At 70.8% G+C, this 22,797-nt stretch carries 22 protein-coding genes and 1 tRNA gene; 15 read left to right on the plus strand and 8 right to left on the minus strand.

The window, feature by feature from the left end; all coding sequences use genetic code 11:
- Nucleotides 1–59 precede the first annotated feature (59 nt).
- On the plus strand, nt 60–1,853 hold the full coding sequence (locus QE412_RS01085) for an ABC-F family ATP-binding cassette domain-containing protein (RefSeq protein WP_307479076.1): 1,794 nt from the start codon (nt 60–62) through the stop codon (nt 1,851–1,853).
- A gap of 16 nt (nt 1,854–1,869) precedes the next feature.
- Here QE412_RS01085 and QE412_RS01090 read toward each other — a convergent pair whose 3' ends face one another.
- Nucleotides 1,870–2,382 carry a hypothetical protein gene (locus tag QE412_RS01090; RefSeq protein ID WP_307479078.1) on the minus strand — a complete coding sequence of 171 codons (513 nt, stop codon included), beginning with the start codon at nt 2,380–2,382 and terminating at the stop codon, nt 1,870–1,872.
- A complete protein-coding gene (locus QE412_RS01095; RefSeq protein WP_307479080.1) occupies nt 2,379–2,876 on the minus strand; it encodes a MarR family winged helix-turn-helix transcriptional regulator in 498 nt (165 codons plus the stop codon). The genes QE412_RS01090 and QE412_RS01095 overlap by 4 nt, the downstream gene beginning before the upstream one ends.
- Nucleotides 2,877–2,959: 83 nt before the next feature.
- Here QE412_RS01095 and QE412_RS01100 point away from each other — a divergent pair.
- From QE412_RS01100 to QE412_RS01135, 8 genes are all read left to right on the plus strand, one after another.
- Nucleotides 2,960–3,031, plus strand: a tRNA-Gln gene (locus tag QE412_RS01100).
- Between the two features lies 1 nt (nt 3,032).
- Nucleotides 3,033–4,481, plus strand: a complete 1,449-nt coding sequence (glmU, locus tag QE412_RS01105) for a bifunctional UDP-N-acetylglucosamine diphosphorylase/glucosamine-1-phosphate N-acetyltransferase GlmU (protein WP_307479083.1) — start codon at nt 3,033–3,035, stop codon at nt 4,479–4,481.
- A complete protein-coding gene (locus QE412_RS01110) occupies nt 4,471–5,505 on the plus strand; it encodes a ribose-phosphate diphosphokinase (RefSeq protein ID WP_307479086.1) in 1,035 nt (344 codons plus the stop codon). Before glmU ends, QE412_RS01110 begins: the two co-directional genes overlap by 11 nt.
- A 647-nt stretch (nt 5,506–6,152) precedes the next feature.
- Nucleotides 6,153–6,653: an FMN-binding protein gene (locus tag QE412_RS01115; protein ID WP_307479089.1), complete on the plus strand. Its 501-nt coding sequence runs from the start codon at nt 6,153–6,155 to the stop codon at nt 6,651–6,653.
- Between the two features lie 5 nt (nt 6,654–6,658).
- A complete protein-coding gene (locus tag QE412_RS01120; RefSeq protein WP_307479092.1) occupies nt 6,659–7,537 on the plus strand; it encodes an FAD:protein FMN transferase in 879 nt (292 codons plus the stop codon).
- Nucleotides 7,538–7,565: 28 nt separating this feature from the next.
- Nucleotides 7,566–9,119, plus strand: coding sequence for an FAD-dependent oxidoreductase (locus QE412_RS01125; RefSeq protein WP_307479095.1), 1,554 nt, complete (start codon nt 7,566–7,568; stop codon nt 9,117–9,119).
- Nucleotides 9,120–9,164: 45 nt separating this feature from the next.
- On the plus strand, nt 9,165–9,335 hold the full coding sequence (locus QE412_RS01130; RefSeq protein WP_307479100.1) for a hypothetical protein: 171 nt from the start codon (nt 9,165–9,167) through the stop codon (nt 9,333–9,335).
- Nucleotides 9,336–9,341: 6 nt separating this feature from the next.
- Nucleotides 9,342–9,815: an NUDIX domain-containing protein gene (locus QE412_RS01135; protein WP_307479103.1), complete on the plus strand. Its 474-nt coding sequence runs from the start codon at nt 9,342–9,344 to the stop codon at nt 9,813–9,815.
- Nucleotides 9,816–9,824: 9 nt separating this feature from the next.
- Here QE412_RS01135 and QE412_RS01140 read toward each other — a convergent pair whose 3' ends face one another.
- The 5 genes from QE412_RS01140 to QE412_RS01160 form a co-directional block, all read right to left on the minus strand.
- Nucleotides 9,825–11,264: a sensor histidine kinase gene (locus QE412_RS01140; RefSeq protein WP_307479105.1), complete on the minus strand. Its 1,440-nt coding sequence runs from the start codon at nt 11,262–11,264 to the stop codon at nt 9,825–9,827.
- Nucleotides 11,265–11,362: 98 nt separating this feature from the next.
- A complete protein-coding gene (locus QE412_RS01145) occupies nt 11,363–12,097 on the minus strand; it encodes a response regulator transcription factor (RefSeq protein ID WP_307479107.1) in 735 nt (244 codons plus the stop codon).
- Nucleotides 12,098–12,278: 181 nt separating this feature from the next.
- Nucleotides 12,279–13,874 carry an NADP-dependent phosphogluconate dehydrogenase gene (gene gndA / locus QE412_RS01150; protein ID WP_307479110.1) on the minus strand — a complete coding sequence of 532 codons (1,596 nt, stop codon included), beginning with the start codon at nt 13,872–13,874 and terminating at the stop codon, nt 12,279–12,281.
- 102 nt (nt 13,875–13,976) lie between these two features.
- Nucleotides 13,977–14,492: a gluconokinase gene (locus QE412_RS01155; RefSeq protein WP_307479113.1), complete on the minus strand. Its 516-nt coding sequence runs from the start codon at nt 14,490–14,492 to the stop codon at nt 13,977–13,979.
- 19 nt (nt 14,493–14,511) lie between these two features.
- Nucleotides 14,512–15,915 (minus strand): GntP family permease, encoded by a 1,404-nt coding sequence (locus tag QE412_RS01160; protein ID WP_307479117.1) that lies wholly within the window; start codon nt 15,913–15,915, stop codon nt 14,512–14,514.
- Nucleotides 15,916–16,048: 133 nt separating this feature from the next.
- Between QE412_RS01160 and QE412_RS01165 the strand changes: the two genes are divergently transcribed.
- Nucleotides 16,049–16,753: a FadR/GntR family transcriptional regulator gene (locus QE412_RS01165; protein WP_307479120.1), complete on the plus strand. Its 705-nt coding sequence runs from the start codon at nt 16,049–16,051 to the stop codon at nt 16,751–16,753.
- 3 nt (nt 16,754–16,756) lie between these two features.
- Here the strand turns inward: QE412_RS01165 and QE412_RS01170 are convergent, their stop codons facing one another.
- On the minus strand, nt 16,757–17,668 hold the full coding sequence (locus QE412_RS01170) for an NAD(P)-dependent oxidoreductase (RefSeq protein ID WP_307479123.1): 912 nt from the start codon (nt 17,666–17,668) through the stop codon (nt 16,757–16,759).
- Nucleotides 17,669–17,781: 113 nt separating this feature from the next.
- Here QE412_RS01170 and QE412_RS01175 point away from each other — a divergent pair, with 113 nt between their 5' ends.
- The 5 genes from QE412_RS01175 to QE412_RS01195 all read left to right on the plus strand — a co-directional run bounded on the left by QE412_RS01175 (nt 17,782) and on the right by QE412_RS01195 (nt 22,796).
- Nucleotides 17,782–18,837, plus strand: a complete 1,056-nt coding sequence (locus QE412_RS01175; protein WP_307479126.1) for a D-2-hydroxyacid dehydrogenase — start codon at nt 17,782–17,784, stop codon at nt 18,835–18,837.
- A gap of 25 nt (nt 18,838–18,862) precedes the next feature.
- Nucleotides 18,863–19,657 carry an IclR family transcriptional regulator gene (locus tag QE412_RS01180; protein WP_307479128.1) on the plus strand — a complete coding sequence of 265 codons (795 nt, stop codon included), beginning with the start codon at nt 18,863–18,865 and terminating at the stop codon, nt 19,655–19,657.
- Nucleotides 19,658–19,882: 225 nt separating this feature from the next.
- Nucleotides 19,883–21,298: an MFS transporter gene (locus QE412_RS01185; protein ID WP_307479131.1), complete on the plus strand. Its 1,416-nt coding sequence runs from the start codon at nt 19,883–19,885 to the stop codon at nt 21,296–21,298.
- Nucleotides 21,295–22,059 (plus strand): SDR family oxidoreductase, encoded by a 765-nt coding sequence (locus QE412_RS01190; RefSeq protein WP_307479133.1) that lies wholly within the window; start codon nt 21,295–21,297, stop codon nt 22,057–22,059. Before QE412_RS01185 ends, QE412_RS01190 begins: the two co-directional genes overlap by 4 nt.
- Nucleotides 22,059–22,796 carry a fumarylacetoacetate hydrolase family protein gene (locus tag QE412_RS01195; RefSeq protein ID WP_307479136.1) on the plus strand — a complete coding sequence of 246 codons (738 nt, stop codon included), beginning with the start codon at nt 22,059–22,061 and terminating at the stop codon, nt 22,794–22,796. The genes QE412_RS01190 and QE412_RS01195 overlap by 1 nt, the downstream gene beginning before the upstream one ends.
- Nucleotide 22,797: the final 1 nt, after the last annotated feature.

Below are 22,797 nucleotides of genomic sequence, written 5' to 3' on the forward strand. Positions count from 1 at the left end.
CGGGATGCCGGGAACCCCGCGCTCGCGCCGAGCGTGGCACCGCGTAGCCTGGGACGGATATGGCACATCTGCTCGGGGGCGAAGCCCTGCACCTGGAATACCCGACCAAGGTCGTCTTCGACTCCGTCTCGCTCGGCGTCAACGAGGGTGACCGGATCGGCATCGTCGGCCGCAACGGCGACGGCAAGTCGAGCCTGCTCGGCATGCTCGCCGGCATCCGCGAGCCCGACGGTGGGCGCGTCACCGTGCGCGGCGGCGTCACGGTCGGCGTGCTGGATCAGCAGGACACCCTCGATGACGACGACACCATCGGTCACGCGGTCGTGGGCGACCGCCCCGAGCACGAGTGGGCCGGCGACGCGCGCACGCGCGACGTGATCGCGGGGTTGCTCGGCGACCTGCCCTGGGACGCGCGCCTCGGCGACCTGTCGGGCGGTCAGCGGCGCCGCGTCGCGCTGGCGAAGCTGCTGTCGGGGGACTGGGACGTGCTCTTCCTCGACGAGCCCACCAACCACCTCGACGTCGAGGCGATCACCTGGCTCGCCGGACACCTCAAGAAGCGCTGGGCGCCCAGTGCCGGCGGACTGCTGGTGGTCACGCACGACCGGTGGTTCCTCGACGAGATCTGCACCGTCACGTGGGAGGTGCACGACCGCATCGTCGAGCCCTTCGAGGGCGGGTACGCGGCGTACATCCTGCAGCGGGTCGAGCGCGACCGCCAGGCGGCATCCATCGAACAGCGCCGCCAGAACCTCGCCCGCAAGGAGCTGGCATGGCTGCGCCGCGGGGCGCCCGCCCGCACCTCCAAGCCGAAGTTCCGCATCGACGCGGCCAACGAGCTGATCGCCGACGTGCCCGAGATCCGCGACAAGGTCGCGCTGCAGTCGCTCGCGGTGGCGCGTCTCGGCAAAGACGTGGTCGACCTGCTCGACGCGGGCGTGGCGTTCGGCGAGAAGACCGTGCTGAAAGACGTCGAGTGGCGCATCGCTCCGGGGGAGCGCACCGGCATCCTGGGAGTGAACGGCGCCGGCAAGTCGACGCTGCTGAGCCTGGTCACCGGCTCGCTCGAACCGACGACCGGCCGGGTCAAGCGCGGCAAGACCGTCAAGGTCGCCACCCTCACCCAGCGCCTCGACGAACTCGAGCAGCACCTGAACGATCCCGTTCGCGTCGTGATCTCGGGGCTGCGCACGACGTACTCGTTCGGCGCGGGCTCCAAGGCCCAGGAGCTCACTCCGGGCCAGCTTCTCGAGCGCCTCGGCTTCTCCAGTGCCCAGCTCTCCACGCCCGTGAAAGACCTGTCCGGTGGGCAGAAGCGGCGCCTGCAGCTGCTGCTGATCCTGCTCGACCAGCCGAACGTCCTCATCCTCGACGAGCCGACCAACGACCTCGACACCGACATGCTCGCCGCGATGGAAGACCTGCTCGACTCGTGGTCGGGCACCCTGATCGTCGTCTCGCACGACCGGTACTTCCTCGAGCGGGTTACCGATCAGCAGTACGCCATCCTCGACACGAAGCTCCGCCACCTCCCCGGAGGAGTCGACGAGTATCTGCGTCTTCGGGCGCTTCAGGATGCCGCTCCCTCGAGCCCCGCGGCATCCGGAACCGCCCCCGCGGCCCCGGGTCTCCAAGGTGCCGACCTCCGCGCCGCGCAGAAGGAGGCCTCGGCCACCGAGCGGCGCATCGAGAAGCTTCAGCAGCAGATCGACACCGCCAAAGCGGCGCTGGCCGATCACGACCAGGGCGATTACGTCGGACTCGGCAAGGAGATGGAGCGCATCTCGGGTCTCGAGGCGGAGCGCGACGACCTCGAGATGCGGTGGTTCGAGTTGACCGAGGCGATCGGCTGAGCCCCCTACTCGCGGGTCAGTGCACGAGAACCTCGAGGCCGATGATGAGCACGCCCAGGATGGCGGTGGCGAGCGCGCCGACGAGGCGCACGACGAGGCTCGAGCCGCGACTGCGGTATGCGTTGTAACCGAGCAATGCCAAGACGACGATCGACACGTAAGCGGTCCAGTCCGACGCATCTTCGGCCGTGGCGTCGGTGATCCCGCCGTACACCAGGCAGAGGGCGGCGGGCAGCGACGCATAGAGCATGCCGGCGCCGTGCCGCATGGCATCCCTCGTCGAACGTCGCAGACCGTGCGTGCCGTGGTCGGTGAGGGTGTGCGCGAAGACGTGCGCGATGAAGAACACGATGAGGGGGAAGACGGACTCGCCGAGCAGATCCCAGGACGACTCCGCGTGGTCTTCCGCGATGCTCACGAACGACGCGTAGACGATGAGGCCGTAGATCGCTGCGGGCGAACGGAAGCGGACGTCGAACCACGCGCGCACGCGCGACCACGGCGAGGGGGTCCGTGTGACCTCGCTCATGCGTCGAATCCCAGGCTGAGCTTGCGCAGCAGGCCGGCGAGGCGGTCGCGATCGCTCCGCGACAGCCCGTCGAGCAGCAGTGCCTCGGCGTCGACGAGTCGGGTGATGGCGGCATCCACGCGTACGCGGCCGTCGTCGGTCAGGGTCACGAGGATGCTCCGTCCATCGCCCGGGTCGGCTTCGCGTCGAACGAACCGGCGGGCGACGAGCCGGTCGATGCGATTGGTCATGGTGCCGCTGGACACGAGGGTCTGCTGCAGCAACTGCTTCGGGCTGAGCTGGTAGGGCTCCCCCGCGCGTCGGAGCGCCGAGAGCACGTCCCATTCCCACGACTCGATGTCGCTGCGGCGGAACGCCTCTTTGCGGGCGATGTCGAGGTGACGCGAGAGGCGGGCGACACGCGAGAGCACCTCGAGGGGCGAGAAATCGAGGTCGGGGCGCTGACGCATCCACGCATCGACGATGCGGTCCACCTCGTCACTCTCCCGGCTCACGGTCTCATTATGGCGTTCATCGTCCGGCCCGCCGTCGCGAGGGGGCCGCGTCTGGCAGACTTGTCCGGTGCCCGCGGGCACGGTCCGCCGTGGTGTAACGGCAGCACGACAGCCTTTGGAGCTGTTAGGTCTAGGTTCGAATCCTGGCGGCGGAGCATGACCTCTACGACCGAGCTCGCTGTCGTCGTCCTCGCCGCGGGCCAGGGCACCCGCATGCGCTCGCGCATCCCGAAGGTTCTGCATCCGGTCGGGGGCCGACCCCTCGTCGGGCACGTGCTCGACACCGCCGCCTCCCTCGACCCGGCGCGCATCGTCGTGGTCGTGCGCCACGAACGTGAGCTCGTCGCCGAGACCGTCGCCGAACTGGCCCCGGGCGTCGTCGTCGTCGACCAAGACGAGGTGCCGGGCACGGGACGCGCCGTCGAGGCCGCTCTGGGAGTCCTCGACGGCTTCGACGGCGACGTGCTGGTGCTCAGCGCCGACGTGCCCCTGCTCGAGACCGGGACCCTCACCGAACTGCTCGCGACGCACCGCGCCGGCGGCTCGGCCGTGACCCTGCTGAGCGCCCGCGTCGACCAGCCGTTCGGCTACGGCCGGATCATCCGCGACGACGAGCAGGGAGTGCGCCGCATCGTCGAGCAGAAAGATGCCACGGCCGACGAGGCCGCGGTCACCGAGATCAATGTGGGCGTGTACGTCTTCCGGGCCGAGCCGTTGCGCACGCAGCTCGCGCTCGTGGGCACCGCGAACGCGCAGGGCGAGAAGTACCTCACCGACGTGATCGGCCTGCTTCGCGACGCGGACCTCGGGGTCGCGGCATCCATCACCCCCGATGCGGCGGCCGCCCTCGGCGTCAACGACCGCGTACAGCTGTCCGAGGCGGGGCGAACGCTCAACGCGCGTACCGTGCGGCGGTGGCAGCTCGAGGGCGTCACGGTCGTCGACCCGGCGACCACCTGGATCGACGTCACCGCCACTCTGGCTCCCGACGTCACGATCCTGCCGAACACCCACGTGCGCGGCGCGACCGTCATCGCAAGCGGCGCCACCATCGGCCCCGACACCACGCTCACCGACTGCGAGGTGGGGGAGGACGCCACGATCACCCGCACCGACGGCACTCTCGCCGTCGTCGAGGCGGGCGCCACCGTCGGGCCCTTCGCCTACCTGCGCGCGAACGCCCGCGTGGGCGTGAACGCCAAGGTCGGGACATTCGTCGAGGTGAAGAACTCCTCGATCGGCGAGGGCAGCAAGGTTCCGCACCTGTCGTACATCGGCGACACCGACATCGGACGCGGGGTGAACCTCGGCGCCGGCGCCATCACGGCCAACTACGACGATCTCACCAAGCACCGCACCGTGATCGGTGACGAGGTGCACAGCGGCTCGCACAACGTCTTCGTCGCGCCGGTTACGATTGGAGACGGCGCCAAGACGGGTGCCGGCGCGGTGATCCGCAAGGACGTCCCGGCCGGTGCGCTGGCGCTCAGCGTGTCCCCCCAGCGCAACATCGAGGGGTGGGTCGAGAAGAACCGACCGGGCACCGCGGCGGCCGACGTGGCCGCGCGAGCTCGGGCTGAACAGGAAGCGGCCGATGGCTCGTAAGAAGAATCGTGTAGACCTCGACCGCGACAACGGCATCGCCCCCGGGCTCGTCGCCAAGACCAAGAAGCGGCTCGTCGTCGCCTCGGGTCGCTCGCACCCCGAACTGGCGAAGCAGGTGGCCGAGCACCTCGGCACCGAGCTGGCCCCCACCGAGCACCGCACCTTCGCCTCGGGTGAGATCTACACGCGCTTCGAGGTGTCGATCCGCGGCTGCGACGTGTTCGTCGTGCAGTCGTTCGGCCCGCCGGTCAACGAGTGGCTCATGGAGCTGCTCATCATGCTCGACGCCCTCAAGCGCGCCTCCGCCAAGCGCATCACCGTCGTCGCGCCGTACTACCCGTACTCGCGGCAAGACAAGAAGGGTCGCGGCCGCGAGCCGATCAGCGCCCGCCTCGTCGCCGACCTGCTCAAGACGGCCGGCGCCGACCGCATCATGAGCGTCGACCTGCACGCCGCCCAGATCCAGGGCTTCTTCGACGGCCCCGTCGACCACCTCTTCGCCAAGCCCGTGCTGCTGGAGCACTTCGAGCAGGGCCTCACCGGTGAGGACCGCGAGACCCTCACGGTCGTCTCGCCCGACATGGGCCGCGTGCGCGTGGCCGACACGTGGTCGGACAGCCTCGGCGCGCCCCTGGCCATCATCCACAAGCGTCGCGACCCGAAGGTCGCCAACCAGGTCTCGGTGCACGAGATCGTCGGTGACGTGAAGGGCCGTACCTGCCTGCTCGTCGACGACATGATCGACACCGGGGGCACGATCCAGAAGGCGGCGCAGGCGCTCAAGGCCAACGGCGCGCGCAAGGTCATCGTCGCCGCGACCCACGCGATCTTCAGCGACCCGGCCAGCGAGCGACTCCAAGATGCCGCGATCGACGAGGTCGTCGTCACCGACACGGTGCCGCTTCCGCCCGAGCGCCGATTCCCGGGGCTCACGGTGCTGCCGATCGCGCCGCTGCTGGCCCGCGCGATCCACGAGGTCTTCGAGGACGGTTCGGTGACCAGCATGTTCGGCGGCGACGCGTAGGCGTCTCTTCTCCCAGTCGGCCACCTCCCGCGGGAGGTGGCCGAGTTCGTTCCGGGGCTTTGTGTGCTCCGCGGGGTGGGCGGGGCGTGTCGGGCGGGGCGGTGGGCTGTCGTGCGGCGGTGGCGGCGGCGGCGGGCCGTCGTGCGGAGTCTTTGGGGGACACGCCGGTTGGGGGTGTCGTGGCGTGGCGTGTCGGCGGTGAACTCCGCGGGACGGCTCGGGCGGCGGTGGACCGTCGTGCGGAGTCGGTGGGAGACACACCGGTTGGGGGTGCCGTGGTGCGGCGTGTCGGCGGACAACTCCGCAGGACGGCTCAAACGGCTCAAACGGCTGGGACGACTCGGACGGCTGGGGCGGCGCGGGCGAGACTCCGACGCCGGGCGCCTCGACCGAGGGCGGCGGCGGGGAGTCCGGGCGGCCGGGGCGGCGCCGGGGAGCCGTCCTGCGGAGGGCGGAGGCGACACGCCGACGGGGATGCCGTGGACACGGCGTGTCGGCGTAAAACTCCGCCCGACGGCACGGGCATGGAGCAGACCGAAACGCCGCCCCTCATAGCCGGCACAAAGGAATGAACCGGGCCGCTGTGAAGGTCGTGTCCTTACCGTGGGCACGAACGCGCCACGAGGCACGACCGAAGGAGGACCCTCATGATCCGCACCACCGCCGTACCCCGTCCCGTCCGCGTCGGCACCGCCCTGCTGGGCGTCGCCGGCATCGTCACGCTGGCCGGGTGCTCGGGCGGCACCGCCACGGACGCCCCCGCCGAGAGCGCCGCCGCCCCGGCCGCCTCGTCGGCCCCCACCACGAGCGCGCCGACCTCGAGCACGGCCGGCGGGTCGACGGCGACGGGCGTCTACAAGGACGGCACGTACGAGGCCACCGGCCAGTACGCCACGCCCGAGAGCGTCGAGACGGTCGACGTGACCCTGACGATCGCCGGCGACACCGTCACCGCCGTCACAGTGACGGGCGACCCGCAGGCGGCCGAGTCGCGGCGCTACCAGAGCGAGTTCATCGGCGGTATCGCCGACGAGGTTGTGGGCAAGAAGCTCGACGAGATCTCGGTCAGCAAGGTCGCCGGCTCGTCGCTGACCAGCGGCGGCTTCAACAAGGCCGTCGACACGATCAAGACCGAGGCGCAGGCCTGAGCATCATGACCGCTCCGACCGCGACGGGTTCGACCTGGACCTTCGACGCGATCGGCACGACGTGGGCGATCGACACGGCCATGCCGCTGTCGTCGGTCGCCCGCGACGCCGTGGCATCCGTCATCGACCGCTTCGACGGGGAGTGGTCGCGTTTCCGCGATGACTCCCTGGTCTCGGCGCTCGCGGTGGGCCGCTCGGCATCCGTTCCCGCCCCCGCCGACACGGATGCCATGCTCTCGCTGTACGACGAGCTCGACGCCGCGACGGCCGGGGCCGTGAACCCCCTGGTGGGCGACGCGCTGGCACGCGCGGGCTACGACGCACGGCTCACGCTCGTGCCGTCGGGCGCCCCCGAGCCCGCGCCCCGGTGGCGCGAGCTCGTCACGTGGGAGAACGGGCGGCTGACCGTGACGCGCCCGTCGACGATCGACGTCGGCGCCCTGGGCAAGGGGCGCCTGGTCGATCTCGTGCTCGACGCGGTTCGCCGGCACCTCGACGGCGACGTCGTCGTCGACGCCTCGGGAGACCTCGCCGTTCGGGGCGCCCCGGTCCGCGTCGCCCTCGAGCACCCTCACGATGCCACGCGCGCGATCGGCGTGGTCACGGTGACCGACGGCGCGCTGTGCGCGTCGGCGATCAACCGGCGCGCGTGGGGCGGTGGCTTGCACCACGTGCTCGACGCCCGCACCGGCGTCCCCGTGCGGGCGTACGCCGGGACCTGGGCGCTGGCCGACACCGCGATGCGGGCCGACGCCCTCGCCACGGCCCTGTTCTTCGACGGCGGGCCCGAGCTCGCGGCATCCTGGAACGCGGAGTGGGTACGCATGCACACCGACGGCCGCGTCGAGTGGTCGCGCGGATTCGCCGGCGAGATCTTCTCGTGACCCCCTCACGCCCTCGAAAGGGAACCTCATGAGCACCACGCTCACCGCGGGCTCGACCCGCATGCTCGGCCTGATCGGCCGCGTCTCGATGTACCGACTGGTGATGTCGTCGCTGGGGCTGCTCGCCCTCATCGCCCTCGTGCTGTCGTTCGCGGGGCAGATCGGTGCGCAGCCCCTCGAGATCGTCGTCAGCGCCGTGGTGCTGGCCGCCGCCTGCGCCGCGACCGATCTCGCCGTGCAGAGCGTGCTCCGGATGCCGCGCCGTCTGGAGTCCTCGCTGATCACCGCCGCGATCCTGCTGTTCGTGCTACGCCCGACGCTGGAGCCGCTCGGCCTGCTCGGTCTCGCCCTCGCCGGGGTCGTGGCATCCGGCTCGAAGTACCTGCTCGCCTGGCGCGGGCGCCATGTCTTCAATCCGGCGGCCACGGGGGCTGCGGTGCTGACGATCGCGAGCATCTGGGCGCCCGACCTGGGGTCGTCGGCCTGGTGGGTCGGCTCGCCCTGGATGGCTGCCCCGGTGCTCGTGCTGGGTGCGGTGCTGCTGCTGCGCACCGACAAACTCCCCATCGTCGCGACCTTCTGGCTCGTCGCAATGGTGGTCGCTTTCGTGCGCACGAGCGTGCAGTTCCAGGCGGCCGGCTTCCCCGTCGACGCACCGGCTCTCCTGGCGCAGGTGGCGTTCTCTTCGCCGTTTCTCTTCCTCGGCGCTTTCATGCTGTCGGAGCCGCTGACCCTGCCCCCGCGGCGCACACAGCAGTACGTCGTCGCGGTGGTCGTGGGTGCGCTGGCGGGCTGGCCCATCCCCGTCGGAGAGATCACCCTCGGCCAGGAGCGTGCCCTGCTCGTCGGAAACCTCCTGGCGTTCCTGTTCTGCCTGCGGGCGGCCGTGCGCCTGCGCGTGGAGGGGCGTCGTGATCTGACGCCCACCGTGCGTGAGCTGACCTTCCACGCCGCCCGGCCCTTCTCGTTCTCGCCCGGACAGTATCTCGAGCTCGACGTGCCCCACCGTCGGCCCGACGGTCGCGGCACGCGCCGGGAGTTCTCGATCGCGTCGGCTCCGGAAGATCTGCCGCAGGTGCGCATCGCCTTCAAGGACGGCTCGCAGTCGTCGTACAAGAAGGCGCTGGCCGCGGTCGAGCCGGGCTCCACGCTGGCGGTGACGGGGGTGTGGGGCGATTTCGTGCTCCCGTCGCGCCCCACCGCGCCGGTGCTGCTGGTCGCGGCGGGCATCGGCGTGACGCCGTTCGTGTCGCAGCTGCGGCACCTCGTCGCCACCGGGCAGCGCCGTGACGTCGTTCTGGTCTACGTGGCATCGGAGTCGACCGAGCTCGCCTTCCGCGACGACATCGCCGCCAGCGGCATCCCCGTCGTCGTCTTCTGCCCCGACGAACCGGCCGACCTGCCGAGCGGGTGGACGTGGGCGGGGCCCGACCGCGTGGATGCCGAGGGGCTGCTGCGCGCGGTTCCCGACATCGCGCGGCGCGCGGCATACGTCTCGGGACCGCCGCGACTGATCGCCGCCCTGGCACCGGCGTTGAAGGCAGCGAGATCGCTCACGACCGACGCTTTCGCGGGGTATTGAGCGTCGGAGGTGGCGCCGACCCGTCGCTGGCGCGAGAGTAGACCCGTGCACACCGTCTTCTTTCCCACGGCCCCCTGGCTCCGGCCGCTCCCGCCCGAGGGGCCACTCGAACTCGTCGTGCAACGGCCCGCCTTCGGGATCGGCGAGTCGCGGATGATCCTCGACGGTCGGCGCCTGCGTGCGCTCGCCGCGTCGGCCCGTACGTTGTGGGGGTGACCGCGCATGCCCACCCCCGATTTCGTCCTCGAACTGCGCCGCCACGTCGGAACGCGTCCCCTGCCGCTCGTCGGCGTCACCGCCGTCATCGTGCGCGGCGACGAGATTCTGCTGGGGCGCCGCAGCGACTCCGGCCGTCTGACCCCCATCACCCGCATCGTCGACCCGGGGGAGGAACCGGCGGATGCTGCGGCCCGCGAGGCCGAGGAGGAGGCGGGCGTGCGCATCGACGTCGACCGTTTGACGTGGGTGCATCAGATCCCGCGGGTCACGTACGAAAACGGAGACCAGAGCGACTATCTCGACCTCGTCTTCGCCTGCACGTGGGTGTCGGGGGAGCCCGAGCCCGTCGACGGTGAGATGACCGAGGTCGGGTGGTTCCCGGTCGACGAGGTCGCCGCCCTGCTCGATGCCGAGATGGCGGAGCGCGTGCGCGCGGGGCTCACCGTCGGGCCGGCGCGGTTCGAGCGCGCCCGCTGACCCCGCGGGTCATACGGGGTCAGCCGGCTTCGCGGGCAGCCGCACCTCGAACGTGGTGTCGCCCGGGATGCTGTGCACCGCGATCGTGCCGTTGTGCGCGTCGACGATCGCCCGCGCAATGGAGAGCCCGAGCCCCGTTCCCCCGGTCTTTCGATCGCGGGAGCGGTCGGCGCGCGCGAAGCGCTCGAACAGCTGCGAGGCGACGGAGGGGTCGATGCCCGGCCCGTCGTCGTGCACGCGCAGCACCGCTTCCTGACCCTCCCGCGTCACCGAGACGGCGACGACGCTTCCGGCCGGCGTATGCGTGCGGGCGTTGGCGAGGAGGTTCGCGATCACTTGGTGCAGGCGTGACGCGTCGCCGGCCAGCTCGACGGGTTCGTCGGGCACGTCGATGGTCCACGAGTGGTCGGGGCCGGCCGGGCGGGCGTCGCCGACGGCCTCGACGGCCAGACGGGCCAGATCGACCGAGCCGTAGACGAGCTCCTGCCCCTCGTCGAGCCGCGCGAGCAGCAGCAGGTCTTCGACGAGAGTGGTCATGCGCACCGACTGAGCCTGGATGCGCTCGAGCGACTGCTCGGTGGTCTCGACCGCCATGGCGGTGCGCTGGCGGCTCTCATCGTCTTGCGCCTGGCGCATGGCGCGCAGGGACAGCTCCGAGAACCCGCGGATGGATGCCAGGGGCGTGCGCAGTTCGTGACTGGCATCGGCCACGAACCGGCGCATGAGCTCCTCGTTGCGCTGACGAGCGGTGAGCGAGGCGTCGACGCGGTCGAGGAGGGTGTTCAGGGCGGCGCCGACCTGACCGATCTCGGTGTGTTCGTCGACCTGCTCGGCGGGGACGCGCTCGGTGATCGACACGTCACCCTGGTCCATGCGCAGCGACGCGACGCGGGTGGCGGTCTCGGCGACCGCGCGGAGGGGTTTCAGCCCCAGGCGGATGACGATCGCGATGACCACGGCGAGCAGTAGCAGGCCACCCGCGGTGACGAGTGCGACCGTGGTGAGGATCGCGCCGATGTAGCCCGTCACGTTCGACAGCGGCAGCCCCACCAGGAAGGCGCCGCTGCCGCCGGGTGCGCTGTAGGGCTTGACGAAGTACTCGCCGAGATTGGGCAGGTCGACGGTCAGCGTCTGGCCGCTCGAGCTCAGGGCGTCGGCGATCTGGGAGAGGTCGTCGGTCGTGAGGGCGCGCACGCTGTCGCCGGCGACGACGGCGCCCGAGGGGCCGCCGGAACGTGTGTTCACCACCAGCAGCGTGCCGTCCGGATTGCGGCCCGACTCGAGCACGTCGGCCGCACTGGCCTGGAAGGAGACGCGGGGTTGGATCTCCGACGCCGTCTCTGTGACCGACGCATCGAGATTCACCAGCAACACTTGGCTGAGGATGGCGCTCGTCGAGATACCGATCATCACCAGGATGAACGCCACCATGCCGATCACGGCGGTCATGAGACGCGCCTGCAGCGTCCACGGGTGCCGCAGTCGTGAGACGAGGCTCTTGTGTCGTGTCGTCGGAGGAACCGGGGGAGCGGGTCGGGGCGGGGCGCTCACTGCGGGGCTTTGATCATGTAGCCGACGCCGCGCACGGTGTGGATGAGCGGTTCGTGTCCGGCGTCGATCTTCTTGCGCAGGTACGAGATGTACAGCTCCACCACGCTCGAACGACCGCCGAAGTCGTAGTTCCACACGCGGTCGAGGATCTGCGCCTTCGACACCACGCGCCGCTGGTTGCGCATGAGGAAGCGCAGCAGCTCGAACTCCGTCGCGGTCAGCTCGATCTCGTGGCCGCCGCGCACGACCTCGTGGCTGTCTTCGTTGAGCGACAGGTCGCCGACACGCAGGATGGGCTCGGAGTCGCGGGTCAGCGCCGTGCCGGCCCGGCGCATGAGACCCCGAAGTCGCGCGACGACCTCTTCGAGGCTGAAGGGCTTGGTGACGTAGTCGTCGCCGCCGGCGGTGAGCCCGGCGACGCGATCGGCGACGGCGTCCTTCGCGGTGAGGAACAGCACCGGCACGTCATTGCCCGAGTGACGCAGCCGCTGCAGCACCGCCATGCCGTCGAGGTCGGGCATCATGATGTCGAGCACCATGGCATCCGGTTCGAAGTCGCGGGCGGCGGTGAGGGCGTCGAAGCCGGAGCCGGCGGTCTTCACTTCCCAGCCCTCCATGCGCAGCGCCATCGACAGCAGGTCGGTGAGCATCTGCTCGTCGTCGACGACGAGCACCCGCAGGGCGCTCCCGTCGGGGCGGGTGAAGGCGGGGGCGGCGGCGGTCGCGGTCATGAAACTCATTGTGCTCATATATCTATGAGCTTTCTATGGCGAGGGTTATGGGAATCCTGGGAGTGGGCGAGCAGCCGCCTGAGCGGGCGCACGCCGCCGATTCCCGCCGACCCGGGCGACACGGCCGAAGACGCCGAAGCGGCGACGAGCAGTGCTCGCCGCCGCTTCGAGAGAGGTCGCCTCAGTGGGTGTCTTCGGCCTCGATCTCGGTGCGATCGCCCGACCAGAGGGTGTGGAACGTGCCCTCCTTGTCGATACGGCGGTAGGTGTGCGCCCCGAAGAAGTCGCGCTGGCCCTGGATGAGGGCCGCCGGCAGACGCTCGGCGCGCAGGCCGTCGTAGTACGCCAGCGACGAGCTGAAGGCGGGGGCGGGGATGCCGCTGGCCGCCGACAGCGACACGATGTGACGCCACGCGTCCTGGGCGCGCCCGAGCGCCTCGACGAAGTACGGCGCGGTCAACAGCACGGGCAGGGTGGCCTCGGCGTCGTAGGCCTCGGCGATGCGGTTGAGGAACTGTGCGCGAATGATGCAGCCGCCGCGCCAGATCTTCGACACCGCGCCGAGGTCGATCGCCCAGTCGTACTGCGCGGCTCCCGCGCGGATCTCATCGAACCCCTGCGAGTACGCGACGATCTTCGAGGCGTACAGCGCCAGGCGCACCTGCTCGATGAAGGCGTCGGCGTCCTCGCCCGAGAGCAGGTCGGTGCCGGAGGGTCCGGGGAGCTCGCGCGAGACCTCGCGCTGCTCGGGGTGGCTCGACAGCGAGCGCGCGAATGTGGCCTCGGCGATGCCCGAGACGGGAACACCCAGATCGAGCGCGGTCTGCACGGTCCATGCGCCGGTGCCCTTGGCGCCGGCCTGGTCGAGGATGATGTCGACGAGGGGCTTACCGGTCTCGGCGTCGGTCTGACGCAGCACCTCGGCGGTGATCTCGATGAGGTAGGACTCCAGCTCGCCGCGGTTCCACTCGGCGAACACGTCGGCGATCTCGGCCGGGGTCTTGCCGGTCGCGCGGCGAATGAGGTCGTACGCCTCGGCGATGAGCTGCATGTCGGCGTACTCGATGCCGTTGTGCACCATCTTCACGAAGTGACCGGCGCCGTCGTGGCCGACGTGCGTCACGCACGCCTCGCCCTCGGCGACCGCGGCGATGCCCTTCAGGATGGGTCCGAGCGTGATCCACGACTCGTCGGACCCGCCGGGCATGAGCGAGGGGCCCAGCAGCGCGCCCTCCTCGCCGCCCGAGACGCCCATGCCCACGTAGTTGATGCCCGTGTCGCGCACGGCCTTCTCGCGGCGGATGGTGTCGGTGAACAGGGCGTTGCCGCCGTCGACGATGATGTCGCCCGGCTCGAACACCTTGACGAGCTCGTCGATGACGAAGTCGGTGGGGCGGCCCGCCTTGACCATGATGATCGCCGTGCGCGGCACCGAGAGCGACGCCGCGAAGTCCTCGTACGAGAACGACGGCACGAACTCCGCCTCGGGGTGCGCCGCGAGCAGCTCGTCGGTCTTGGACCGCGACCGGTTGAACACCGCGACCGTGTTGCCCTCGCGGCTGGCGAGGTTGCGGGCCAGGTTGGAGCCCATGACGGCCAGGCCGACGACACCGATGTTGGCGCGGGCCTCGCCCTGGCCCTCGGGGGCCGAGTCGGCCTCGGCGGTGGGGCGATCGACCTCTTCGATCCCGGGTGCACCCTCGTGCACCTGCGCGGCCTGGTGGGGCGCCTGGTCCTGGTCGGTCGAAGGTCCGGTCGGGGAGGGGGTGGACGTCATTCGTTGCTCCGTAATCGGGTACGAGGAAGGGGTGGGCGTGCACGCGCGGGCCGCCTCCGCCACTGTATCGGCTCGGCCCGCGCGTGTTTCAGGGAGCGTCCCTCAGGACGCTCGAGCGAGGTGCAGCAAGGCGATGACCTCGTCGACCTGCTCCTGCGGCGGGAGGTCGAGGTCGATGCGGATCGCCTGCTCATCGGCATCCGGCATCTCGAGGGTCTCGAACTGCGACGTCAGCAGCGCGGGCGGCATGAAGTGCCCCTGGCGGCGCATGAGGCGCTGCAGCACCAGCGCCGGGTCTCCCATGAGCAGGACGAACGACACCGGGTCACGGCGGAGCACGTCGCGATAGCTGCGCTTGAGCGCGGAGCACGTGATCACTCCCGGACGCCCGATGGCGATCTGCCCGTCGATCCACGCGGCGACGCGGTCGAGCCACGGCCAACGGTCGTCGTCGTTGAGCGCGTGACCGGCCGCCATCTTGGCGACGTTCTCGGCGGGGTGCAGGTCATCGCCCTCTTGGAAGTCCCAGCCGAGGCGCCCGGCGAGCATGCCTGCGACGGTGGATTTGCCGGTGCCGGCGGGGCCCATGAACACGAGGACGGGGGCGGTGGATGCCATGTCGATACCTTCCGTGCGCTCAGACGAACGCGCTGATGACGAGGACGCCGGCCAGACCCGTGACCGAGATCACGCACTCGAGCACGGTCCATGTTTTCAGGGTCATCGGGATGTCGAGACCGAAGTATTCCTTGATGAGCCAGAAGCCGGCGTCGTTGACGTGGCTGAGGAACACCGAGCCGGCGCCGATCGCGAGCACGAGCAGCGCGGTCATGGGAGCGTCGAGGGTTTCGGTGAGCGGCTGCAGGATGCCGGCCGCGGTGATCGTCGCGACGGTCGCCGATCCCGTCGCGACGCGGATGACGACGGCGACGAGCCACGCGAGGAACAGTACCGAGAAGCTGGAGCCGGCGACGAGATCGGCGATGACCTTGCCGATGCCGGTGTCGACGAGCACCTGCTTGAAGCCTCCGCCGGCGCCCACGATGAGCAGGATGCCGGCGATCGGGCCGAGCGAGGAGCCGACGACACCCGTCAGCCGCGCACGGTCGAAGCCGGCGCCGCGGCCGAGCACGACGAAGCCGACGAGCACCGCGAGCAGCAGGGCGATGATCGGCAGGCCGAGGAAGTCGACGACGACCTTCCAGATGTCGTTCGAGCCGGGCGCGACGATGTCGGCGACGGCCTTGAGCAGCATGAGGAAGACCGGCAGGAGGATGCTGCCGAGCGTCGCGGCGAACGAGGGGCGGCGCGCGGGCTCCTCACCCTTCTCTTCCGCCGAGACGAAGAGGTCGGGCACGGGGACCGGTGCCCAGCGGGCGGCGATGGGCGCGAACAGCGGGCCGGCGATGATGACGGCGGGGATCGCGACGAGCACGCCGAAGGCGAGGGTCAGTCCGAGGTTGGCATCCAGAGCGGCGATGGCGGCGAGCGGCCCCGGGTGCGGGGGCACGAGACCGTGCATCGCGGAGAGGCCGGCGAGGGTGGGGATGGCGATCTTCATCAGCGAGACGCCCGAGCGGCGGGCGACGAGGATGATGACCGGCACGAGCAGTACGAGACCGACCTCGAAGAACATCGGCAGGCCGATGATCGCGCCGATCAGACCCATGACCCAGGGGAGCGAGCGCGGGGTCGCCCGGGCGACGAGGGTGTCGACGATGCGGTCGGCGCCGCCGGAGTCGGCGAGGAGCTTGCCGTAGATCGCACCGAGGGCGATCAGGATGCCGACCCCGCCCATCGTCGAGCCGAAGCCGCCGGTGAAGCTGGTCACCGCGGTGGCGATGGGCATGCCGGCGATGACGCCCGTGGTGAATCCGCCGATGGTCAAGGCGAGGAAGGGGTGGAGCTTGCCCCACGTGATCAGCACCACGATGAGGGCGATGCCGATGAGGGCGGCGGTGATCAACTGCCCGGCGGGGGCGGTGGATACGGGCTCCGCAGCGGCGAACACCGTCGTAGCGGGGAGGGGGGAGAGGGCCATGAGCGTCCTTGTTCCGGCGAGCGGCAGCGATGCCGTGAGGTATTTGTCGTACATAAAACCACAGGATGCGCGAACCTGCACGACGAATTTCGGAAACGGGCCGCGTGGTGTCTGTCATCATCGAGGAATGACGATGGACCGTCCGACCGTGGCGTCGCTGCACGACGCTCTCGTCGACCGTCTCGGATCCGCCATCGTCGACGGGCAGCTCGCCGCCGGGTCGCGCCTCGTGACGGCGGAGCTGTCGCCCGGATCCTCGCGGGGTGCGGGGCGGGAGGCGGTGCGGGTGCTGCAGTCCCTCGGCCTCGTGCGCGTGCGCCGGAAGACCGGCGTCGAGGTGCTCCCGGTGACGCAGTGGAACGTCTACGCGCCCGAGATCATCGCCTGGCGCCTGGCCGGGCCGGGCCGCACGGCGCAACTGCGCGAGCTCAGCGAGCTGCGCGGGGCGATCGAGCCGCTCGCGGCCCGATCGGCGGCCGTGCACGCCACCGACGCACAGCGTCAGGAGCTGGTGGCCGCGGTGATGGAGATGGCGCGTACCGAACGCGATGCCGACGGCGCCGAGTACCTCGCGGCCGACGTCCGGTTCCACCGCACCCTGCTCGCGGCATCCGGCAACACCATGTTCGGAGCCCTCGGCTCCGTCGTGGAGTCGGTGCTCGTGGGCAGGACGCTGCACGAGCTCATGCCGCACGACGCCAACCCGCATGCGGTGCGCTGGCACCAGGACGTCGCCTTCGCCGTCGCCGCCGGCCGGGCTGAGGAGGCGGCGCAGGCGATGAGCCTCATCGTGCGTGAGGCCGGCCAGGCCATGGCCTCGGCGATCTCGGCGCAGTGACGGTCAGGCGGAGTCTCGCGTCGCGCTGCGCTGCGCGGTGAAGCGGCGGGTGACGGCGATGTCGCGACCGCCGAGCCCGCGCTCGACGATCTCGTCGAAGGCTTTCCGCAGCGCCGGCAGCAGCGCGGGACGGGTGTCGGTGGCCGCGGCGATGTCGGCGGCGAAGCGCAGGTCTTTGACCATGTACTCCGCGACGCCGCTGGGGGAGTCGTCACCCGAGACGAGTTTCTCGCGCCGGCTCTCGAGCAGACGCGACCCGGCGTAGCCGCCGCCGAGCAGCTCCCACAGGGCGGCGGGGTCGACGCCCGAGCGCGCGGCGAGCTCGGTCGCCTCGCCGAGCGCGAGGATCGTCGAGGCGACGACGAGCTGATTGCAGGCCTTGGCGACCTCGCCGGCGCCGAGCGGTCCGAGACGCACGGGTGTTCCGCACGGGGCGAGCAGGCGGGCTGCGAGGTCGGTGTCGGCGGGGGAGCCGCCGAGCATGATCGACAGGCTCCCGGCCTTCGCGCCGTCCTCGCCGCCCGAGACCGGGCAGTCCACGACGCGGATGTTCTCGGGGAGGCGGTCGGCCAGCTCGCGCACACCGACGGGCGACGAGGTCGAGCCGATCATCAGCAGGAAGGGGCGCTCGGCGATCCCGGCGAGCAGGCCGTCGGGCCCGTCGAGGTGCTCCTCGAGCTGCGGCAGGTCGGGCAGCATCGCCAGCACCGCATCGGCTTGTGCGCCGAGTTCGCGCGCCGTCGCCGCCCAGCGAGCGCCGGCCTCGATGAGGGCGGGGCGTTCGCGTCGGGCGTGGACCACGAGGTCATCGCGGTCGGCGAGCAGGTGCTGAGCCATCGGTTCGCCCATGGCGCCCAAGCCCCAGACGCCGAGACGGACGGTCGAGGCGGTGGTCTCGTCATCGAGAGGAGTCATGAGTCTCAGCGTACCGGCTGGACAACAGGTTGAACAGGGTTCACTATTGTGAACACACGCACGCTGATCGAGCGCGTCCGATGCGCCCGCTCGCGACGAAGGGATGGACGAAGATGTCGACGCACAAGAGCCTACGCGCGGTGGTCGCGGTTCCCCTCCGCGAGGAGCACTGTCTTCTGATCGAGCGTCTCGAGCCGCGCCTCGAGCTCGTGCGCGACGTCTCTCTCACCCGCCCCATGCGCGGGCCGGCCGACTGGTCGGGGGATCCGGACCACGAACGTTCCGCGGCGCAGCAGCGGGCCTTCGACGAGATGGTCGACTCCGCCGACGCGCTGTTCGGCATCCCGGACGTCGATCCCGCGGCGCTCGCCCGCACGGTCGCGGCGAACCCCGGGCTGCGCTGGGTCATGACCACCGCGGCCGGCGGCGGCGGACAGGTCAAGGCCGCGGGCCTGGATGACGCGGCCCTCGAGCGCATCGTCTTCACCACGAGCGCCGGCGTGCACGGCGGACCGCTCGCGGAGTTCGCGGTCTTCGGCGTCCTCGCCGGGGCCAAGGGCCTGCCGCGGCTGCGACAGGACCAGGACGCGGGAGTGTGGCCGGAGCGCTGGGAGATGCGGCAGATCGACGAGATGACCGTCCTCGTCGTGGGGCTCGGGGGTATCGGCGCGGAATGCGCGCGCCGGTTCCACGCGCTCGGCGCGGAGGTCTGGGGCACGACACGTTCGGGTGCGCCCGTCGACGGGGTCGACCGACTGATCCCTCTCGACGAGCTGGTGTCGGCGGTGGCGGACGTGGATGCCATCGTCGTCACGCTCCCGGGCACGGAACAGACGCACCATCTGATCGGGGCCGACATCTTCGCCGCGGTGAAGCCGGGCGTGATCGTCGCGAACGTCGGACGCGGCACCGTGATCGACGAGGAAGCGCTGCTCGCCGCGCTCGACGACGGGCGGGTCGGCTTCGCCGCTCTCGACGTCTTCGAGGTCGAGCCGCTGCCGAGTGCGTCGCCGCTGTGGAGGCATCCGCACGTGCTCGTGAGCCCGCACACCGCGGCGCTCAGCAGCAAAGAGGAGGAGCGGATCGCGCGGCGTTTCGCCGAGAATGCCACGCGCCTGCTCGATGGCGAACCGTTGCGCGCGGTTGTCGATACGGTCGAGTTCTACTGATCGCATCCACCGAGGGAGGGTCCGCATGGCCGAGGACGACGACGGTCGGCAGACGCGCGACCCCGCTCCCGCGGTCGGGCGCAGTATCCGTCTGCTCGGACTGCTGGCCGAGGCGGAGCGCAGTCTGACGCTGACGGAGCTGGCATCCGGTCTCGGGCTGGCGAAGTCGTCGACGGCGAACCTCTGCCTGTCGCTGGAGGCGGAGCGGATGATCGAGCGCGTGCCATCGGGATATCGCCTCGGGATCCGCACCGCGGAGCTGGGTGGGGCGTTCGCGGCGCAGTTCAATCAGGTGCGGGAGTTCTACGCCGTCTGCGAGGCGTCGCGCGTGCTCGCGCGCGAGCTCGTGCAGGTCGCCGTGCTCGACGACGCCGATTCGCTCTACCTCGCCCGGTACGAGGGCTCGCGCTCGGTGCGGCTGGGAACGCCGCTGGGCTCGCGGCTGCCGGCCGCCCTGTCGGCGACCGGGCGCGCTCTGCTGATGACGCGGGATGACGACGCCGTGCGTGAGCTGCTTCACCGTGGCGGTCCGCTGCCGGAGCTCACCTCGCACAGCACGGTCGACGTCGACGGCATCCTCGCCAAACTCGCCGCCGCCCGCGAGCGGGGTTGGGCCGTCGACGAGGAGGAGTCGTTCCGCGGCATCGTCGGGGTCGCCGTGCCCCTCGAGGGGTGGGCGCCGGGGGATCCGCAGCTCGCCCTGGGTGTCGGCATCCCGGTCGCGGATGCCACGCCCGAACGCATCTCCCGCGTCGGCGCCGCGCTGCGCGAGGCCGCCGCCGCGCTGACCAACCCGTTCAGCGCCGCCCCCCGCGCCTGAGCCGCGTTCGTCGCGTCGGCCCGCGTCGGCGGGTGACACGTCGTTTGGGGCGCCCCCTTCCGTTTGGGGCGCGGTTTTGCGCGCCCCAAACGCAAGGGCGCGCCCCAAAACGCCCCGGGAGCGGCTGTCGCGCGGACCGAAGAAAGAATCCGTTCAGCATATTGAACACCGTCCACTCCGTTGGTACAGTCGGCTTTGTCGGGAGACCCCAGCCGATCAAAGGAGATGGCCGTGACCACTGCACCCACCGCGACGCCCGCGCCGCAGGACGACCCCGAGTACGCCGCCAATCTGCGGAGGGCGACACTCGCCTCCAGCATCGGCAGCGCCCTGGAGTACTTCGACTTCGCCCTGTACGGGCTGTCGACGGCGCTGATCTTCAACGTCCTGTTCTTCCCGCAGGAAGACCCGGCCCTCGCCACCGTGGCCGCCTTCGCGACCTACGGCGTGGGCTTCCTCGCCCGTCCGTTCGGCGGGCTGTTCTTCGGCGTGCTGGGCGACAAGCTCGGCCGCAAGTGGGTGCTCGTCATCACGATCCTGCTGATGGGTGGTGCGTCCACCGCGATCGGCCTGCTGCCCACCTACTCCGCGATCGGCGTCGCGGCCCCGATCCTCCTCGTCATCATGCGGCTGCTGCAGGGCTTCGGGGCCGGAGCCGAGCAGGCCGGGGCAACGGTCCTCATGGCCGAGTACGCCCCCGTCAAGCGGCGCGGCTTCTTCGCGGCCCTGCCGTTCATCGGCATCCAGGCCGGCACGCTGCTGGCCGCGGTCGTGTTCAGCCTCATCTCGCTCCTGCCCGAGGACCAGCTGCTGAGCTGGGGCTGGCGGGTGCCGTTCCTGGCGTCGTTCCTGCTGATCCTCATCGCCCTGTTCATCCGCATGCGCCTGCGCGAGACGCCGACCTTCATCGAGCTCGAGAAGCACGAGCAGATCGCCGAGCGTCCCATCCGCGACATCTTCACGCGCGGCCTCCCGGGCATCATCGTCGGCGTCGGCCTGCGCATGGCCGAGAACGGCGGGTCGTACATGTTCAACACCCTCGCCCTGACGTTCTTCGTCGCCTCCGTCGGGGGACAGGCCGACCGGAGCCTGCTGACGTGGGGCGTGACGCTCGGATCGCTCATCGGCATCTTCTCGGTCCCGCTGACCGGAGCGCTCTCCGACCGCATGGGCCGACGCACCGTCTACCGGTTCGGAGCGCTGTTCATGCTCGTCTTCACGTTCCCCGCCTGGTGGCTGATCTCGCTGGGCAGCTACCCGATCACCATCGCGGTCATCGCGATCGGCATCGGCGTCGCGGTCAACTCGATGCTCGGACCCCAGTGCGCCATGCTCCCCGAGCTCTTCGGCAACCGCCACCGCTACCTCGGTGTCGCCATGGCGCGCGAGATCTCGGCGGTCCTGGCCGGCGGGCTCGCCGGTGTGCTGGGCGCGTACATCATCGCCGTTTCGGGGGCCAACTGGCTCCTGCTGGCGATCTACATGGCCACGCTCGCCCTCATCACCACCGCCTCCACCTTCCTCGTGCCCGAGACGCTCCGCCGTGACCTCACCCGCATCGACGACGCCATCAAGGTGTCGCGCGAGGAGGCCGGCGAGGGTGTGGATGCCACCACCGTGACCGTTCGGACGATCCGGTGAGCGCGTTCGATCTCACCGGCCGGCTCGCCCTGGTGACCGGCTCGAGCCGCGGCATCGGCCGGACCCTCGCGCAGGGCCTCGCCGAGGCCGGTGCGACGGTCATCGTGCATGGTCGGGATGCCGCGACGGCCGGCCGCGCGGCCGAGGAGATCTCGGCCTCCACCGGGGTGGACGCGCACGTCGCGACCTTCGATGTGGGTGGTTCCGCCGCTGTCGATGCGGGCCTCGATGCGATCGAGGAGCGCCACGGCGTACCCGACATCGTCGTCAACAACGCCGGCATCCAGCGTCGCGCCCCGCTCGCGGAGTTCCCGGATGCCGACTGGGACGACCTCGTGCGGACGAACCTCTCCAGCGCGTTCTACGTGTCGCGGCGGGTCTCTCGCGGGATGATCGCGCGCGGCTCGGGCAAGCTCATCCAGATCGGCAGCGTCCAGTCGCTGCTGGCCCGCCCCTCGATCGCGGCGTACGGCGCGACGAAGGGCGCCATCGCGATGCTGACGAAGGGCCTGTGCGCCGACCTCGCGCCGCACGGCATCCAGGCCAACGCCATCGCGCCGGGGTACTTCGCCACCGAGCTGACGCAGGCCCTCGTCGACGACGAGCAGTTCTCCGCGTGGGTGCGTTCGCGCACACCGGCGGGGCGGTGGGGGGACACCAGCGACCTGGTGGGGGCGCTGGTGTTCCTCTCGAGCGCGGCGAGCGATTTCGTCAACGGCCAGACGATCTACGTCGACGGCGGAATGACGGCGGTGGTGTGATGCGTATCGCTCGCCTGGCGACGGCCGACGGCACCCGCACCGTTCGTGCCTGCGCCGACGGGACCTGGATCCCGATCGACGACCCCTTCGCCGCCTTCGCCGCCGGACAGCCGGTGACGGATGCCGGTGAGCCGGTGCAGGGGACCCTGGTCGCGCCGTGCGTGCCCACGGTCATCGTCGGCATCGCCCAGAACGGTCCCGATCACGCCGCGCCCGTGCAGGCGTGGCTGAAGAGCCCGCGCACCGTGACCGGCCCGGACGCGACGGTGACGCTTCGGCGGGATGCCGGAACGACCGTCGCCGAGGCGGAGGTCGCCGTGGTCATCGGCCGCGACACGACCGGGCTGACCGCCGAGACGGCCCACGAGTACGTGCTCGGGATCACCGCGGTCAACGATCTCTCGAGCCCCGACCGCTCGGTGGTGGACCCGCGCAACTTCGAGTCGAAGTCGGGGGAGGGGTACACCCCGCTCGGGCCGTGGATCGACACCGCGATCGGACTCGACGACGACGTGGCGCTGCGCCTGCTCGTCGACGGCGACCCCGTCGCCGAGACCTCGGCGGGCCGCTACCCCATGTCGCCCCGCGCGTGCCTGGCGTACGTGGCCGGCTGGACGACCCTGGGCCCCGGGGACGTCATCATGATGGGCGCCCCGTTCTCGGCCGCCCCGATCCGACCCGGTGTCGTGGTCGAGGTCGTCGTCGACGAGATGCGCCTGCGCACGGAGGTGATCTGAC

It is taken from the genome of Microbacterium trichothecenolyticum (assembly GCF_030818955.1).
GTDB lineage: Bacteria > Actinomycetota > Actinomycetes > Actinomycetales > Microbacteriaceae > Microbacterium > Microbacterium trichothecenolyticum_B.